This window comes from Paenibacillus sp. 10L310, from assembly GCF_056395745.1.
The window spans coordinates 175131-191469 of the sequence record NZ_JBFTKC010000010.1 but is presented as its reverse complement, the minus strand read 5'-3'; the positions used below and the strand labels follow the sequence as shown (position 1 = coordinate 191469).

The window sequence follows — 16339 nt, the reverse complement described above, 5'->3', positions numbered from 1 at the left end:
TCTCCTCCCGTTTCCCTTGCTACTACAAACCCAATTGGTTACTCTGCCTGTACTCGGAGGGTTTCATGTGGAAGTGTTTATGAAACACCTTGGAGAAGTACCGGCGCTCCTTGAAACCTGTGGCTTCCCCAATCGCTGTAATGCTCCATTCGGTTGTACTCAACAATAAAGCGGCACTTTCCATCCGTTTCTGCGTCATATATTCCACAAAAGTAACACCCATTTGGGTTTTAAATAGCTGGCAAAAGTATCCCGGGCTGATTCCAAGCCAATCTGAGACTTCATCTATTCCCAAGTCCTGTTGCAGCCGTGCGTCCATATACTCACATGCAGAGAGGATCAGTTCCGATACAGAAGGACGTGGTTGCGTTTGTTTGCCCTGACAGGCATGGGTAACGACCTCTGCAAGTTCAAGGAGTTCCCTCATGGATACAGCTCCTTGCAGTGCATTCCAAAAGTTCACTTCGTGCTCTTCAGCGAGGGCCTGTATTTCACGCAGTTCCCGAAGCATGTGTACAAGCATAAACCGAAGATTGGTTTCATCTATCCTGTTGAAGGATTGTCCTGAATTCCCCATTTGCTGTTTAAGCCGCTCCAATACATCACGTAACCCCTGCTTGTTCCCTTGACGAATCCACCGAGTAACAAGCTCCAGATCTTCTCTTGTAATCCATGAGTTAGCCCCTTTGGAGGCCGTATGATCATACGATAAGGTGGTTTCGGGACAACTCGCCTTCAGCACCTTGTCTTCACTCTCCGAATGGGACATCAGTATTTTTTGACAATGCCGGTATCGCTCCAGAATTTGACTTTCCAGGTTCACGGGCACAGCATCCTGAACAATCCTAACCTTCACATTTGAATCCAGAGACAATATCACATTTAATTCGAAACACAGTTGATGGGCCAGTTCCTCTGAGCGACGTTTCCACTCACCTGATGCCTCCAGCAAGATGCACCACTCCCCTTTGCGGGTCGAAAGAATCTGACAGTCCCCCTCAATTCTCTCTGCTACTTCCCTAAGTCTGGAACTTAAGGTCTCATGCCATCGTTGATGCTGAAGCTCGGACCAGCCGATAGAATGGCGAAAATAACCGACCGCATCCACCAGCAGCAACGTATACGGTGCAGCAGTTGTTATGAATTCAGGAACAGAGGCAGGATAGGCAACCTTCAACGGTGCTTCTCCTCGCAACAGGTCAATCAACTGTTTGTGTCTGATCCAGCTTTCCATCTCTTGGCTGCGATAACGTTCCGATTCGTTTGCCAGACGTCTCTTCTGGATCTGCCCGGCAAGTTCACGCAGTTTATGTTCCAGATTCAAATAATCAATCGGCTTACATATGTATTCATGTACATTATACTTGATAGCGGTTCGAGCATATTCAAACTGCTGATACCCGGTCAGCAAAATAATTTCACACGTTTCACCCTGCTCTCGCAGCAAACGAATAAGTTCCAATCCATCCATAGACGGCATCCGAATATCGCACAAGAGAATGTCCGGATGACTTTCTGTTACTTTCCCAAGCGCTTCTAAACCACTTCTCGCTGTACCTGTGATTTCAATCCCCATCTCTTCCCAGGGTAAAATGTAGTTCAGATTTTCCAGAATCGGCAGCTCATCGTCAACCAGCATTGCAGTCAGACTCATCCGGCTTCCTCCTGCTCATATAATGGAATGATGCATCGAATAACTGTGCCATACCCCGGTGCTGAACATATAAATATGCCATACCCGGCCCCGTATTGAATACGAATTCGATCTGCCACACTTCGTAATCCCAATCCCCTGCGTTCCGTTATGGACGATAATGATTCCGCCCCTTCCGCGAGCATATCTTCCGGTGGATCTTCTGCCATATACTCAAATCGTGCGAGCATTTCCTGGGGAATACCGATCCCATTATCCTCAACACATAACACCAGATGACCCCGTTCTGCATATGCGCTTATCCGCAGTACACCTGGATAGGTGATCCCCTCAAACCCATGTTGAATGCTATTTTCCACCAGAGGCTGAAGGGTAAGCTTAAGCAGAATTGAGCTGTATAGATGGGGTGGAATGTCAATCTCATAGGTGAACAAATCACTGAATCTGTACTGTTGAATCTCCAGATAACTCTGCAAATGTCTTATTTCCTCACCCAGCGGAATCTCCTCCTGATCCTGAATGCTGATACGAAGCATATTGCCAAGTCTGGTCACCATCTCGCTTACTTTGCGGCCCTCCCCACGCAGCGCTAATCCATTAATGGATTCCAATGTGTTAAACAGAAAATGAGGTTTGATCTGGGCCTGTAGTACACGCAGTTCCGCTTGGGCCTTCTGCTCTTGCTCTGCCCGAACACGACGGAATAATCCCCCGATCCGATCCAATAGTTCATTGAACCCTTGCGCAAGCAGCTGCATTTCATCGAATCCTTTTCCTTCCACCCTCGCATTAAAATCACCATCATCCACACGACGCATAAACCGTACAAGTACAGCAATGTTACCCGTGATGCGATTCATGAAAAAAAGATTAAAGATCATCGCTGCAAGCAGGCATAACAGAATAATAATGACAGACCAACCGGCAAAGGCATTGGTTTCCGCAGATAAGGCTTCCCATGAAGTCACACTTACGAGACTCCAGTTATAGTTCTTCAGATGATATTGCGAAATGATGCTCTCCTTGCCGTCAAAGACCGTTCTGACACTGCTAAAACCGGGACCGTACCTGCCCGATTCAGCACCAAAGTTTTGCATGTTCTCACCGTTATATATACCTGCAGGATCATAGACGATCAGTCCTTCTTCATTAATTAACAGGAACGACGTATCCTGTGCTGAATCGCTGATTTGCAGGTGACGGAAGATCCGGTCGATCTCTCCTTTTTTGATCTGAACAACAAGCACGCCAATATTTTGAAAATAACTGAGTTCTTTGACCAGTCTGATCTGGGTGAAGACAGGTTCTATCCCGGTTAATTCGGGATATTCCAGAGGTGCGAGCCATTTAGGCACACCATTAAGTTGCTGAATTTCGTTAAATAAGGGATGCACTTTGAATTGCTGAAAAGGAAGGGCTTGAAAGTTCTCTTTGGTGAAAATGGAGACAATCTGGTTATTCTCGGACGAACGCAAATCATATAAAAAGGCATAACTAATGAACGGATAATTATATAGAAGGGAACGGAAATTGCGCTGGCTGGCATTCAGGGATAACTGATTACCGGTTCCCAGATCCTGCTTGGTCGGATCTTTGGCGTTCAACGCCATTTGAAAAACCGATGTCGCTATCCCGTTGTCGGTCACATTGTTAATCTGCTGAAATACATTCTCGATATTGTAGCTGATGGCCTGAAGCGCATACTCGGCCTGTTGATTGTATTTTTTCTCAATCGTATGTGATGTGACCAGAAACATGCCAATGCCTAGCGCACACATCGGTACAATAATCAGCAGCAGAAATGCCAAGGCCAGCTTCATTCGCAAGTTCATATCCCGTTCTCCCTATTAACTGGTTCATGGTATTAACCTTTGACACCACCTGCAGTTACTCCTTCTATAATTTTCTCTTGGAGTATAGCGTAGATCACAAGTACAGGTACAACGCTGTATACAATACCTGCCGACATCTGGGCATAGTTCATCTGATATTGATCCCGAAACTGGACCATGCCCACTGGCAGCGTACGCAATTTATCGGTGGATAAGAAATAGTTGGCGAGTAAAAATTCGTTCCAGTTGCCGAGGAAATTAACGATAAAAACGGTAACAATAGCCGGAACCGTAAGAGGTATCACTATTTTAGCAAAGATACCCGGGGCCCTCAAGCCGTCCATGACCGCCGCTTCCTCAATCTCCCCAGGCAGAGAACGCATAAAAGCCGCCAGGATAATAATTGTAAAGGGGATCGCATTGGCCACATAGGGCACAATCAATGCCAGATGTGTATCCAATATGCCCATTTTGCGAACAAGCAGATAAATCGGCAGCATAAGTGCATTGTTGGGAATAAGCATACCCGCCAGAATCAGACTGTACAGAAACAGACTCCATTTCCGGTGTCTCATCCGGGTTACGGCAAAAGCAAACATGGCACCGAGCACAATCGTACACGCCGACGATAAAACCGAAATGTACAGGCTGTTCCAGAAATACGTGCCAATCTTGGCATTCACCCAAGCCTCCACGTAATTGTTAAACTCCCATGTTGTAGGTAAACCGAATGGATTCAGGGCGATTTCATTGTTATCCTGCTTAAATGAAGAAAAAATTACAAATAAAAAAGGAAACAAAATCGCTATCAAGTACAACATTAACAACACATGAGGTATACTACTTTTTATGCTTTTCGGCATCAATATTCCACCTTCTCGCTCCGCCTCGCCACCAGCAGTTGATACACCGCAGTGAGCACAAGCGTCAGAGCAAAGATCAGCACTGCAATGGTATTGCCATAGCCATATTTGAAGTTGGTAATCGCGTATTTGATCATGTATGTGGCCAGAACCTCGGTGGACCCGGCGGGCCCACCTTTGGTCATGACAATCACGATGTCTGCTGCTTTCATGGCACCTGCAATGGACAACATGATCACCACCGAAATGATCGGCCGGATCAGCGGCAACGTAATTCGCATTGCACGTTGTACCGCCGTTGCCCCATCAATTGCAGCCGCTTCATCCAGATCACGGGGAATCGCCAGTATGGCCGCCAGCACCATGACAATGTAAAATCCCGTCCACTGCCAGGCATTGGTCACCAAGATGGACAACATGGCAAATCGGTTATCCGATAACCAGTAGATTGGATCGATACCAAGCACATGAAGTATTTTGTTTAATAGTCCGATATTGGGTTCATAGATAAACCCCCATAAGATACCGATAACGGCAGTCGACATAATGGATGGTAAAAAAACAGCGGTTTTATACAGACCTTTCAGTCTTTTCACATTGGCAATAAGAAGCGAAAACAGGACGATCAGGGGTACCTGAATCAGTACCGAAAATCCGATGAAAAAGCCGTTATTCCGTGTGGAAATCCAAAACCGTTCATCGGTCAGTGCTTTCACATAATTGGATAAACCCACAAAACGTGGCTCAGCCGATACCCCATTCCAACTCGTCAGACTGTAATACAGGGAGCTACCAATAGGGTATAAGAAGAACATTACAAACAGAATTAGGGCTGGCATTACAAACAACGTATAGATTAACGGGCTACGGAGTGAAGTATTCATGGTCAGCCTCCTTCAGTCACTTCAACGATCGCAGTTTCAACTTGGATTGATTTATTCCACGGAAGCGTTTGCTTCCTCCTGCACCTTTTGCAGCTCTTCTGCCATTTTCTCTGGCGTGGTCTGTCCACCAATCAACTTCTGGATTTGCAGATTGCTGATCTCTGTCGTCACATCGGCCTGAACGAGTGCATCAAATGCCGGGAACGACGTCTTGGACGCATTAAGCACAGCCACAATTTCTTTCATCAGATCATCGGTAATGCTATCGGTCAGCACTTTCTCGTCCAGCTTCATGGCCGGCAACACACCGTCTTCCACAAGGCCGCGAATCTGCATATCTTCATTGTAGAAATTTTTGATAAAAGCTTTCACTGCGTCCAGCTTCTGCGGGTCATCCGCCACTGCTGCCGAGAATCCGTATCCATTGTTCACATCACGCATCAAAGACGTCTGATCTCCTGCTCCGTTCTCTACCGGAGGCATATTGAAGAATCCAACCTTGCCAATGAGCGATTCACCGCTCTGACCTTCTTTGAATACAGATGATTTCCATGTTCCGTCATACATTAATACCGCTTCGCCACTTGTAAATTGCGTGGTATATTCGGCATACTCGAAGCCTAGCTCACCTTTTTTGAAATAACCCTTATCAACCCATTCCTTATGTTTGGCAAAACCTTGCACAACACCCGGATCGGTCCACTTCGCTTCACCTGTTGCAAACTTTGCGGTAATCTCCGGCCCGGCATACCGGGACCACAGATGGTTGGTTAACATAAGCGGCACCCATCCCGCCTTGGATGCGGAAGCAAGCGGCACTTTGCCATCAGCCTTGATCTCAGCCAGTATATTGTCCAGTTCAGCCATGGTCGTTGGGGCTTTCCATCCTTTTTGTTCAAAGTACTCTTTATTATAGAAAAAACCTTCGCCCGAACCGCCAATCGGCAGTCCATATACTTTGCCTTCATACGTAAACGGTTCAAGGGATGTAAACTGGTCCTGAATGCCCAGCTCTTGCAGGATTGAGGTCAGATCCAGCAGCATACCTTCCTTGGCATAAACTTTGGAATCCGGGCTACCGAACAGTTCAAATATATCCGGCGGGTTACCTGCCGCCATCTCTCCGCGAAGCTTTTCCTTACAATTCACATCGGATTCGACACCATCCAGCGTGAAGGTCAGATTGGGTATCTCACCCTCAACTTTGTCCACAACATCCTGCAGAATGGCCAGTCTTTTCTGTTTGTCGGCTCCCACCTGTGTGTGGCGGAGAAGCATTTCAACCGGTTCCTTACTTGTCTCCTCCACAGGTGTATTGCCTGCGCCTTGCTGTGGCTCGTTACTTGAGCTTGCACATCCCGCCAAAGTCCATGAAGTGATAAGCAATAATGAAAGCAGTAATGTCATTCTTTTTTTCATCTGGTTGACCCTCCTCAAGATATTGAGCATTTGGCTTTACACTCTGATTATAAAAAGCCGGAGCTTACATCGTAAGGATGACAATTCATCAATGGAGGGATAAAATCCTTCACTGGACCCATAATCTTGCATTTACAATGGATAACAGCAAAAAAACAGCCCCTGCGAAACATGTTCGCAAGGACTGCTTGGTTGATTGTTTTTATTATATAAAGGTCAGATTACTTACCTGAACAAGCCACGCCAGCCGTTTCCTGGCGACCTTGTTCGATCAGGCGATACGCCCGCTCCACTTCTTCTTCACTTGGTGAAGGAACTCCATCCAGTGGATATACTTTACCGAGCGCCTCCCATTTGTAGATCCCCATCTGATGGTATGGAAGAATTTCGAACTTCTCGACGCCATTTAATGTTCCAATAAACCGTCCGAGGTTAAGCAGATCCTCTTCCTCGTTATGAATACCAGGCACATACACGTGGCGTATCCACATTTTCCGACCTTGCTCCGATAACCACTTGGCTGTTTTCAACGTTCTCTCGTTGGATTTGCCTGTCAACTTGATATGTTTCTCATCATCAATATGTTTGAGGTCCAGCAGAACCAGGTCTGTGTGATCCAACAGATCGTGAATCCGTTCCGGTTCGTTAAATCCGTTGCTGTCCAGTGTCGTATGCAATCCCCAGCGCCGCTTCACTTCCTTGAAGATTTCGGCTACAAAGTGAGCCTGTAACGTTGGTTCTCCACCAGATATCGTGAGCCCGCCTCCGGAGCTGCGGTAGTAAGACAGGTAAGGCTCAATTTCAGCCAGTACCTCCTCAAGCGTCATTTCTTTTCCACCATCCAGCGCCCAAGTATCAGGGTTGTGGCAATATTGACATTTGAGTAGACATCCTTGCATAAAAAGCACAAAGCGGATGCCTGGGCCGTCAACCGTCCCGAAAGTTTCGAGTGAATGAATATGTCCGTTAACCATGCTGCCTCTTCCTTTCTGTATCCGCATCCGCTGTGCGTTTAATATGATTTGGAATACCTTGCTCTAGCGGTCTTCTACTAGCAAATTACTTACATCGAGCCATGGAACGTACGGTTGATGACATCCAACTGTTGTTCACGAGTCAGTTTAATGAAGTTAACGGCATATCCGGATACCCGTATAGTCAGTTGTGGATAGCTTTCCGGGTGATCCATCGCATCAATCAATTGCTGACGATCAAATACGTTAACGTTCAGGTGATGAGCGTTTTGACCGAAGTAACCATCCATCATCGCAGTCAGGTTGGATTTACGTGTAGTCTCCTCTTTACCCAATGCTTTTGGCACGATGGAGAAGGTATTGGAAATCCCGTCAAGACTGTGTTCATAAGGCAATTTGGCTACCGAGCCAAGGGATGCCAGTGCACCTTTTTTGTCACGACCATGCATTGGGTTTGCACCTGGAGCAAATGGTTCACCTGCTTTACGACCATCCGGTGTAGTCCCTGTTTTCTTACCATATACCACGTTGGAAGTGATCGTCAGAACGGATTGTGTTGGAACTGCGTTACGGTAAGCTTTGTGCTTGCGAATCATGCCCATAAAGTTCTCGACCAGTTCAACAGCAATGCTGTCTACGCTGTCTTCATTGTTACCGTAACAAGGGAAGTCTCCTTCGATTTCGAAATCAACAGCGATGCCTTGTTCGTTACGAATTGGTTTTACTTTGGCATATTTGATCGCACTCAGTGAATCTGCTGTAACCGACAGACCAGCGATACCGCAAGCCATCGTACGTACAATGTCACGGTCATGTAATGCCATTTCGATACGCTCATAACTGTATTTATCGTGCATGTAGTGAATGACGTTGAGGGTATTCATATACAGCTTAGCCAGCCACTCCATCATTGGTTTGAAGCGTTTCATAACCTCATTGTAATCCAGTACTTCGCTAGTGATGGCAGGATACTCAGGTCCAACTTGTGCTCCGGATTTCTCGTCACGACCACCGTTGATCGCATACAGGAGAGCTTTTGCCAGGTTGGCACGAGCGCCGAAGAATTGCATTTGTTTCCCGATCTTCATCGCCGACACACAGCAAGCAATACCGTAATCGTCACCGTAGATCGGACGCATCAGATCATCATTTTCATACTGGATTGAGCTGGTTTCGATGGATACTTTACTGCAATAATCTTTGAAAGCTTCTGGAAGTTTCGTTGACCAGAGAACAGTCAAGTTTGGTTCTGGTGCAGGACCCAGGTTGTGCAGTGTATGCAGGAAACGGAAGCTGTTTTTGGTTACGCGTGTTTCACCATTCACGGACATACCACCGATGGACTCAGTCACCCATGTTGGATCTCCACTGAACAGTTCGTTGTAATCCGGTGTACGCAGGAATTTGACAATCCGCAGTTTCATTACAAAATGGTCAACCAATTCCTGAGCCTGTTCTTCGGACAAAATCCCTTCTTGCAGGTCACGTTCAATGTAGATATCCAGGAAAGAAGATACACGTCCGAGTGACATCGCAGCACCGTTCTGTTCTTTGATCGCAGCCAGATAACCGAAGTACAACCATTGGAATGCTTCTTTTGCTGTTGTCGCTGGCAAGGAAATATCGAACCCGTGCATATCGCCCAATTGTTTCAATTCTTGCAATGCACGAATCTGTTCAGACAATTCTTCCCGCAGACGAATGACATCTTCATCAATAACATCAACTTCGAGTGCATTCAGTTCGCCTTTTTTGTTACGAATCAGGAAGTCTACCCCGTACAAAGCTACACGACGATAGTCACCGATGATCCGGCCACGGCCGTAAGCATCTGGCAGACCTGTAATAATTCCTGCTTTACGCGCTGCACGCATGTCGGAAGTATAAGCATCGAATACACCCTGGTTGTGTGTTTTGCGAATGTTTGTAAATATATCAATGACGCCCTGTGGCATTTCAAAGCCATATGCCTCACATGCGTCAATCATCATGCGAATTCCGCCTGTTGGTTGAATGGAACGTTTGAACGGAGCATCGGTCTGAACGCCGACAATCTGCTCTTTGGATTGATCCAGATAACCGGGTTGGTGAGAAATAATAGTACCTGGTGTGTTCACGTCAACGTCAAGGACACCGCCGTTATCCCGTTCTTTTTTGGTCAGATCAGATACGATCTCCCACAATTCTTTGGTATTCTGGGTTGCACCTGCGAGAAATGCTTCGTCACCGTAATACGGAGACAAGTTGTGTGCCAGAAAATCATTCACATCTACGGATTTGGTCCATGTTCCTTTGGTAAAGTTTCTCCAGCCTGTTTGTTGTTTGACATCTTTTTCAATCACCGACATCGTAATCCCTCCACTAATTTGGATTTCTGGACACATAACATCTTGCTTCATTCGTAGCATTGTGTGCCCAGAGCCGCGATTAATGTGAATTGTTTCACATAAACCGGAACATGTTCTCTCTACTTGGGAACCGGAACCGCGGGATGAATGTTTTTCTTACATTTTCAGTATACGACTTGGGGCTTTCATCATCTGTGATTTTTGTCACAAAGCCAGTGAACTAACTCACTCCACCTGCGCTATGTCCCATTGACCCCTGTAAATTCACACTTAGCCACTGCGCGGGCAGAACAACTTCCGATCGCTGTTATCCCCGGATTTTTTCAATTTTATATTTCAAAGGGGAAAATCCGGGGATAAAGGCGAACGCTCCGCTTCTTCAGTTTTTTCTGCCCACTCCGTTATTGTGTGAACATCTGGCTCAAACAGCCACGTCACGGATTCCGTGTAACCTCTCTAGAACCCTTTTGCTCCTCTATGCTCGGAGCAAACCAAATCTTAGAATACTCCTGAAAAACAGATGCTCGCTCTTCTGTTTTTCTGCCCACTCCGTTATTGTGTGAACATCTGGCTCAAACAGCCACGTCACGGATTCCGTGTAACCTCTATAGAACCCTTTTGCTCCTCTATGCTCGGAGCAAACCAAATCTTAAAATACTCCTGAAAAACAGAGGCTTCACTCTTCTGTTTTTCTGCCCACTCGTTATTGTGTGAAAGACGGCAATCGGGGCTCCCCTCTCGGGGAACCCTGATCTTCTTGCCGTAAGGCACGCTTCGTTCTAGATTTATTATTCAAACTTTCCGTAGAAAGCGTTGCGGTATACATCAGCCAGTTCAGTTACCAGCGGCAACTTCGGATTGGCAGTTGTACATTGGTCTTCGAAGGCACGGTCTGCCAGATAATCGACATGTGCTTCAAAGTCTTTGGCATCAAATCCGATTTCCTGGAACGATTCTTCAATACCCAAGATTTTGTTCAGGTTACGGATGGCATTGATGAGACTTGTTACGCCTTCTTCTGTTGTACGAGCAGGCAATCCCAAGATGCGGGCGATTTCGGCATACCGCTCATCCGCTACAAAGTGCGAATATTTCGGGAACGATGCAAATTTGGTCGGTTTTTTCGCGTTGTAACGAATGACGTGTGGCATCAGGATTGCATTGGTGCGTCCGTGTGCGGTGTGATACTGACCGCCCCATTTGTGCGCCAAGCTGTGGTTAATGCCCAGGAATGCGTTGGCAAATGCCATACCAGCAATCGTTGAAGCATTATGCATTTTCTCACGTGCCAGTTTATCGCCTTGCAGCGCAGATTGCTCCAGGTATTGGAACACCAGTTGAATGGCTTTGATCGCAAGTCCATCCGTGTAATCATTTGCCATAACAGATACATAAGCTTCAATCGCATGCGTCAGTACGTCCATACCTGTATCGGCAACGGCTGTTCTCGGCAGGGAGTATACAAACTCCGGATCGACAATCGCTACGTCTGGTGTCAGCTCATAGTCGGCCAATGGATATTTGGTGTTACCTTGATTTTTATCTGTGATAACCGCGAACGATGTCACTTCAGAACCTGTACCCGATGTGGTTGGGATCGCTACAAATTTCGCTTTTACGCCGAGACGTGGATATTTGTAGATCCGTTTGCGGATATCCATGAATTTTTGTTTCAGATCGTTGAAGTCCGTGTCCGGATATTCATAGAACAACCACATGGCTTTGGCAGCATCCATCGGTGATCCACCGCCGAGTGCGATAATGCAGTCTGGTTGGAAGCGGCGCATCATTTCGGTTCCGCGATCTACCGTTGTTGTGGATGGATCTGGCTCAACATCGGAGAACACTTCGATCGCTACTGGCATTTGGCGTTGACGCAGATAGTGTTCTACCTTTTCAACATATCCAAGCTTCACCATCATGGCATCCGTAATAATGGCCACACGTGTGATGTCAGGCATTTTGGCAAGATACTGTGTTGCTCCTTTTTCGAAGTAGACTTTGTTCGGCACTTTGAACCATTGCATATTCACGGTACGGCGAGCCACCCTTTTCACATTGATTAAGTTCACAGCGGTTACGTTGGAAGAAGTCGAGTTACGTCCGTATGATCCGCATCCCAGTGTCAATGACGGCATGTTTGTGTTGTAGATATCTCCGATGGCACCGTGTGTGGATGGTGAGTTCACAATAATCCGTCCAGTTTGCAGACGATCTGCGAATTTGCCAATCACTTCTTCATTTGTTGAATGGATAACCGAGGAGTGACCCATGCCGCCAAAAGCAACCACTTCTGCTGCACGTTCAATGCCCTCTGCTGCCGTTTTAACTTTGTAACAAGCCAGTACCGGGCTTAATTTCTCAGCCGACAATGGGAATTTAGTACCTACCCCTTCAATCTCGGCCACAAGAATTTTGGTGCCTGCTGGAACTTCAATACCGCACAATTTCGCAATGCTCACCGCAGATTGACCAACAATCGCCGGATTCACCGCACATTTCTCGGCATTAATCGCACCTGCTGTCAATTTTGCTGCTTCATCTTTGTTAACAAAGTAACAGCCATTTGCGATCATTTTTTTCTTCACTTGATCAAAGATCGGTTCTTCAATGATGACCGCTTGTTCAGAAGCACAGATCATGCCGTTATCGAAAGACTTGGACAGGATCAAATCCGTTACTGCCTGATTGATATCCGCGCTTTTCTCGATAAAGCAAGGTACGTTACCCGGTCCTACGCCCAGTGCAGGTTTACCACAGCTGTACGCTGCACGTACCATGCCTGATCCGCCTGTTGCCAGAATGAGAGCCACATCATTGTGATTCATCAGTTCGTTTGTACGATCCATGGAAGGATCATCAATCCACTGGATACAATCTGCTGGTGCACCATGTTTCACAGCCGCTTCCAGCAGGATTTTGGCAGCTTCCCGGCTACAATTCTGTGCAGATGGGTGAAAACCAAAGATGATCGGGTTACGCGTCTTGATGGAAATCAATGCTTTAAACATCGTCGTTGATGTTGGGTTGGTAACTGGTGTAATACCCATGATGATGCCGACCGGCTCCGCAATTTTCTGGAAGCTTTCATACTCGTTATCTTCAATCACACCTACGGTTTTATCGTACTTGATGCTGTGGTACACATATTCTGTTGCAAATATATTTTTGGTGATTTTATCCTCATACACTCCGCGGCCTGTTTCTTCTACGGCCATCTTGGCGAGCATCATGTGTTTATCCAGACCCGCAAGTGCCATCGCTTGCACAATCCGGTCAATCTGCTTCTGGTCCATCTTCATGAATGCGGCGTGTGCTTTATTCGCTTTGTCGATTAACGTTTGAATATACTGACCTGCTGTCGGTTCTTTTGCTGGGGCGACTTCGTTCTTTACAGCCATCTCCCTCATCCTCCTAAAGGTTCGTATTAGTTTGTCTCTCTCGTTTACATTCACATCGTAACATGACAATAAACTTAATTATGTGATTTTTTTCACAAAGTATAACAAATTTAATTTAAGTTTTGTAGTGTCCTTCATACGACCATTTTCACTTCCTATTTAAAATATAGAGCTGTAAAATTCATCCTCTCCATTAAAAGTGAATTTTATCACAATGTTTGAAATTTCGTCATTTTTGCCCCCTTTCCTTCCCCCTCAAACGGTAAGATTAGGTATATACTGAACTTAAAAATTGAACCACCGCAATTTGTACCGTCCTTCCTCCCGGCCGAGATGACCCTGATCAGGACGGCAACGGTTTGCGGCGAACCTCGGAGGCTACTGCTTACTACAGAAGGTCGTCCGATGGACATAAAGGGGAGATAGACTTATGAGAGAACTAACAACTGTACTGGAAAAGCGCGGTAATACTAACTGTTTCTCGGAAGCAAATTTCAACCATCTGCTGGTTACCATGAAAGATAGAACCTATCCGGAAGGTACACATCTGTACTGGGAAGGCGACATCTCTGACAAACTTTATTATATGAAACGGGGCCGTGCCCAGATCACCAAATCCACGGATGAAGGCAAGGAACTGATCATGTACATGTATCAATCCGGTGATATGATTGGGCAGGCTGATCCCTTCTTTGGCTCTAAACACAGCTTCTCAGCGGAAGTATTGGAGGACAGTGAGATCGGTGTACTGGAACATAAAGACCTGGAAATGTTAATCTGCCAGCATTGTGACTTCGCGATCGATTTTATGAAATGGATGGGCATCCACCACCGGTTGACACAGACCAAATTCCGGGATCTCATGTTATATGGCAAACCGGGTGCACTTTGCTCCACCCTCATTCGGTTGTCGAATTCGTATGGTGAGCCTCATGGAGAGCATGTCATTATTCACAAAAAAATTACCCACACGGACCTGTCCAATATGATTGGAGCCACTCGTGAAAGTGTAAACCGCATGTTAAGCGACCTGCGTAAGAAAGATGGGATTGAATATGACAATGGCATGATTGTCATCAAAGATCTGAAGATGCTGCAAGGCATCTGTCACTGTGAACTTTGCCCGAACGAGATCTGTCGTATTTAATATTTGACTATGCTGATCGGACCTTGTTTATATATTTAATGAAAAAAAGCCCAGTTCTCTAAAAAGAGATTGGGCTTCTTGGTATACTTAGGATGCATTGGTTAATTCAAGCTTTACCGCATCACGTGGATTCAATTTCATGTCCAGACCATTTTCCATTAATTCTTTGTCATTCACCATAATGACCCACCGCTCATTCATACGAGGCGTGACATTCTCGACCGAAACGACAAATTTGTTATTCTCCGACATTCTTACAATGCCGCTGGACTTCAACACATCACGAACTGTGCACTCTTGAACGTAGACGCCGGCATATTGACGATTAAGGGTTGGCATAATGTTTCCACCGCTAACCTTGAGTAACGTTGTCTGATATGCAACGCCATCCCCCCCACTGTCAGCGGCTTTCACGTAAATGATCACTTCATCTTTGGCATGAAGCTCCATGTCCCAATCTTCCTGTTCAATATCCTTGCCGTTTAATTTGACAGCCCAGCTAAGCGAAGAATCCAGAGAAACTTCACCGACGGATTGAATCCGCTTGCCATCTGCCGTAAAATCAACCAGTCCGCTATTGAGTAATGCTTTTTTGAGTGTCAAACCCTCACTAAAATCTCGCTTAATGGACTTTGTTGCATCAGGCAAAAACGTACTGCCATCTACAGCCACTGTGATTGTATTCGCTGTTTCTGTCTCTTTGACAATTGGCTGCTCAGAAGGCTGTGTCTCACTACAACCAGCCAAGATCGCCAGTAGGAGCAAACATACACCTATGTAACCGGGGATTTTCTTCATCATGTAGGTAACACCACCCTGCGTAAAATCATTCACCCTGTTGTCCATAACCTCTATTATGGCACAACCTTCGGCAAAAAAAAGTGTCAAAGCCGTTACTTTTATAGGCTACCGCCTGCAAATAAGGCTTGTACAAGAAAGAGAGCCTGCACACAGGCTCTCCAATCTATATCATTTTTATGTTCTAATTGGTTACGTTATCATTGGACACTAGCCTGCATGTATGTCCGTCCTCCATCTCCATCTTTCAGATATGGATTAAGCCCGAAGAACTGCTCCTCAGACACATAGACCCCTGTCAGCAATCGCCCTTCAAGTAATCCACCATCCACCTGTACGCAGCATGAAGGTGCGTCTACATACTCCTGATACAACGGAATCTGCCCATATTGTTGATGGACCTTAAATACCTTCCCTTGCTCATGCAAAGGGCGTTCCGAGAAATAGGTAGGCACAATGTAACGGGCAATGACATCCAGCTCCTGCACGCTATAAAAGGGTTCATCACCAAGCCATGGTGCAAACATTCGAATCTTCTCATATTGAGACCAGACAACCGCCTGAATCAGCATTTCTGCCTGAACCAACCGACCTTCTCCCACATCTAAAGCCAATTGCTTACCACGGATAGTTTCTTCCATCTGAGACATCGTTGAATCAGGTTGTCCCAGCTCACATCCGATACACTTCCAGCCCCTGGACGTTTGAATCCATTTTTGCAGCACCGCCGGAGCTAATTTCGGACCATCGCTGTTCACAGAATGCGTATTCACTTCGGCAAGATCATCCTTAACCAAACGGGAATATGCTGTGCGCTTAAACAACTCTGCAGCTTTTTTGTAAATTAGATGGACCTGAATGGATGCGCTCTCAAGTTCTGCAATATCTTTTTTGCCGTAGCGTACTTCACGGGATAAGCTTTCTTCTCTCATGACAAGTGGGCCTCCTTCGCTCCGGCCGTCTGTGGCCATTTTCTATAGATTATACTACAACTCATGACAACATGTGCATAGCCCAAG

The 16339-nt window shown here is 46.1% G+C and carries 11 protein-coding genes; 1 reads left to right on the top strand and 10 read right to left on the bottom strand.

The features are described 5' to 3' along the window. Positions 1 to 22: 22 nt before the first annotated feature. The 8 genes from AC1DE7_RS20880 to adhE all read right to left on the bottom strand — a co-directional run bounded on the left by AC1DE7_RS20880 (position 23) and on the right by adhE (position 13375). Entirely contained in the window at positions 23 to 1654 is a 1632-nt protein-coding gene (locus AC1DE7_RS20880) for a response regulator transcription factor (protein WP_253501626.1), read from the bottom strand. Then, positions 1651 to 3486, bottom strand: a complete 1836-nt coding sequence (locus AC1DE7_RS20875; RefSeq protein WP_253501628.1) for a cache domain-containing sensor histidine kinase — start codon at positions 3484 to 3486, stop codon at positions 1651 to 1653. Before AC1DE7_RS20875 ends, AC1DE7_RS20880 begins: the two co-directional genes overlap by 4 nt. Positions 3487 to 3518: 32 nt before the next feature. Next, positions 3519 to 4349 carry a carbohydrate ABC transporter permease gene (locus AC1DE7_RS20870; protein ID WP_222215675.1) on the bottom strand — a complete coding sequence of 277 codons (831 nt, stop codon included), beginning with the start codon at positions 4347 to 4349 and terminating at the stop codon, positions 3519 to 3521. After that, positions 4349 to 5233, bottom strand: a complete 885-nt coding sequence (locus AC1DE7_RS20865; protein WP_036614432.1) for a carbohydrate ABC transporter permease — start codon at positions 5231 to 5233, stop codon at positions 4349 to 4351. Before AC1DE7_RS20865 ends, AC1DE7_RS20870 begins: the two co-directional genes overlap by 1 nt. Positions 5234 to 5284: 51 nt before the next feature. Further along, a complete protein-coding gene (locus AC1DE7_RS20860) occupies positions 5285 to 6652 on the bottom strand; it encodes an extracellular solute-binding protein (protein WP_477535094.1) in 1368 nt (455 codons plus the stop codon). Between the two features lie 221 nt (positions 6653 to 6873). Next, positions 6874 to 7626: a pyruvate formate-lyase-activating protein gene (gene pflA / locus AC1DE7_RS20855; RefSeq protein ID WP_076215706.1), complete on the bottom strand. Its 753-nt coding sequence runs from the start codon at positions 7624 to 7626 to the stop codon at positions 6874 to 6876. An 89-nt stretch (positions 7627 to 7715) separates the two neighbouring features. After that, on the bottom strand, positions 7716 to 9974 hold the full coding sequence (pflB, locus tag AC1DE7_RS20850; protein WP_076327975.1) for a formate C-acetyltransferase: 2259 nt from the start codon (positions 9972 to 9974) through the stop codon (positions 7716 to 7718). A 788-nt stretch (positions 9975 to 10762) separates the two neighbouring features. After that, positions 10763 to 13375, bottom strand: coding sequence for a bifunctional acetaldehyde-CoA/alcohol dehydrogenase (gene adhE / locus AC1DE7_RS20845; RefSeq protein WP_307416850.1), 2613 nt, complete (start codon positions 13373 to 13375; stop codon positions 10763 to 10765). Positions 13376 to 13805: 430 nt separating this feature from the next. Between adhE and AC1DE7_RS20840 the strand changes: the two genes are divergently transcribed. Further along, the gene (locus AC1DE7_RS20840) at positions 13806 to 14522 is read left to right on the top strand and encodes a Crp/Fnr family transcriptional regulator (RefSeq protein ID WP_036614443.1); all 717 of its coding nucleotides are present in this window, start codon (positions 13806 to 13808) and stop codon (positions 14520 to 14522) included. Between the two features lie 87 nt (positions 14523 to 14609). Here AC1DE7_RS20840 and AC1DE7_RS20835 read toward each other — a convergent pair whose 3' ends face one another. Together AC1DE7_RS20835 and AC1DE7_RS20830 are read right to left on the bottom strand one after the other, a co-directional pair. Further along, complete coding sequence (locus tag AC1DE7_RS20835; RefSeq protein ID WP_017687552.1) at positions 14610 to 15323, bottom strand: hypothetical protein; 714 nt, start codon at positions 15321 to 15323, stop codon at positions 14610 to 14612. Between the two features lie 197 nt (positions 15324 to 15520). Beyond that, positions 15521 to 16252, bottom strand: coding sequence for a hypothetical protein (locus tag AC1DE7_RS20830; protein ID WP_315371372.1), 732 nt, complete (start codon positions 16250 to 16252; stop codon positions 15521 to 15523). Between the last annotated feature and the right edge of the window lie 87 nt (positions 16253 to 16339).

Excerpts from the sequence above, each read along its gene's own strand:
- AC1DE7_RS20880 (WP_253501626.1), bottom strand. The coding sequence starts at position 1,654 with ATGAGTCTGACTGCAATGCTGGTTGACGATGAGCTGCCGATTCTGGAA.
- AC1DE7_RS20875 (WP_253501628.1), bottom strand. The coding sequence starts at position 3,486 with ATGAACTTGCGAATGAAGCTGGCCTTGGCATTTCTGCTGCTGATTATT.
- AC1DE7_RS20870 (WP_222215675.1), bottom strand. The coding sequence starts at position 4,349 with ATGCCGAAAAGCATAAAAAGTAGTATACCTCATGTGTTGTTAATGTTG.
- AC1DE7_RS20865 (WP_036614432.1), bottom strand. The coding sequence starts at position 5,233 with ATGAATACTTCACTCCGTAGCCCGTTAATCTATACGTTGTTTGTAATG.
- AC1DE7_RS20860 (WP_477535094.1), bottom strand. The coding sequence starts at position 6,652 with ATGAAAAAAAGAATGACATTACTGCTTTCATTATTGCTTATCACTTCA.
- pflA (WP_076215706.1), bottom strand. The coding sequence starts at position 7,626 with ATGGTTAACGGACATATTCATTCACTCGAAACTTTCGGGACGGTTGAC.
- pflB (WP_076327975.1), bottom strand. The coding sequence starts at position 9,974 with ATGTCGGTGATTGAAAAAGATGTCAAACAACAAACAGGCTGGAGAAAC.
- adhE (WP_307416850.1), bottom strand. The coding sequence starts at position 13,375 with ATGGCTGTAAAGAACGAAGTCGCCCCAGCAAAAGAACCGACAGCAGGT.
- AC1DE7_RS20840 (WP_036614443.1), top strand. The coding sequence starts at position 13,806 with ATGAGAGAACTAACAACTGTACTGGAAAAGCGCGGTAATACTAACTGT.
- AC1DE7_RS20835 (WP_017687552.1), bottom strand. The coding sequence starts at position 15,323 with ATGATGAAGAAAATCCCCGGTTACATAGGTGTATGTTTGCTCCTACTG.
- AC1DE7_RS20830 (WP_315371372.1), bottom strand. The coding sequence starts at position 16,252 with ATGAGAGAAGAAAGCTTATCCCGTGAAGTACGCTACGGCAAAAAAGAT.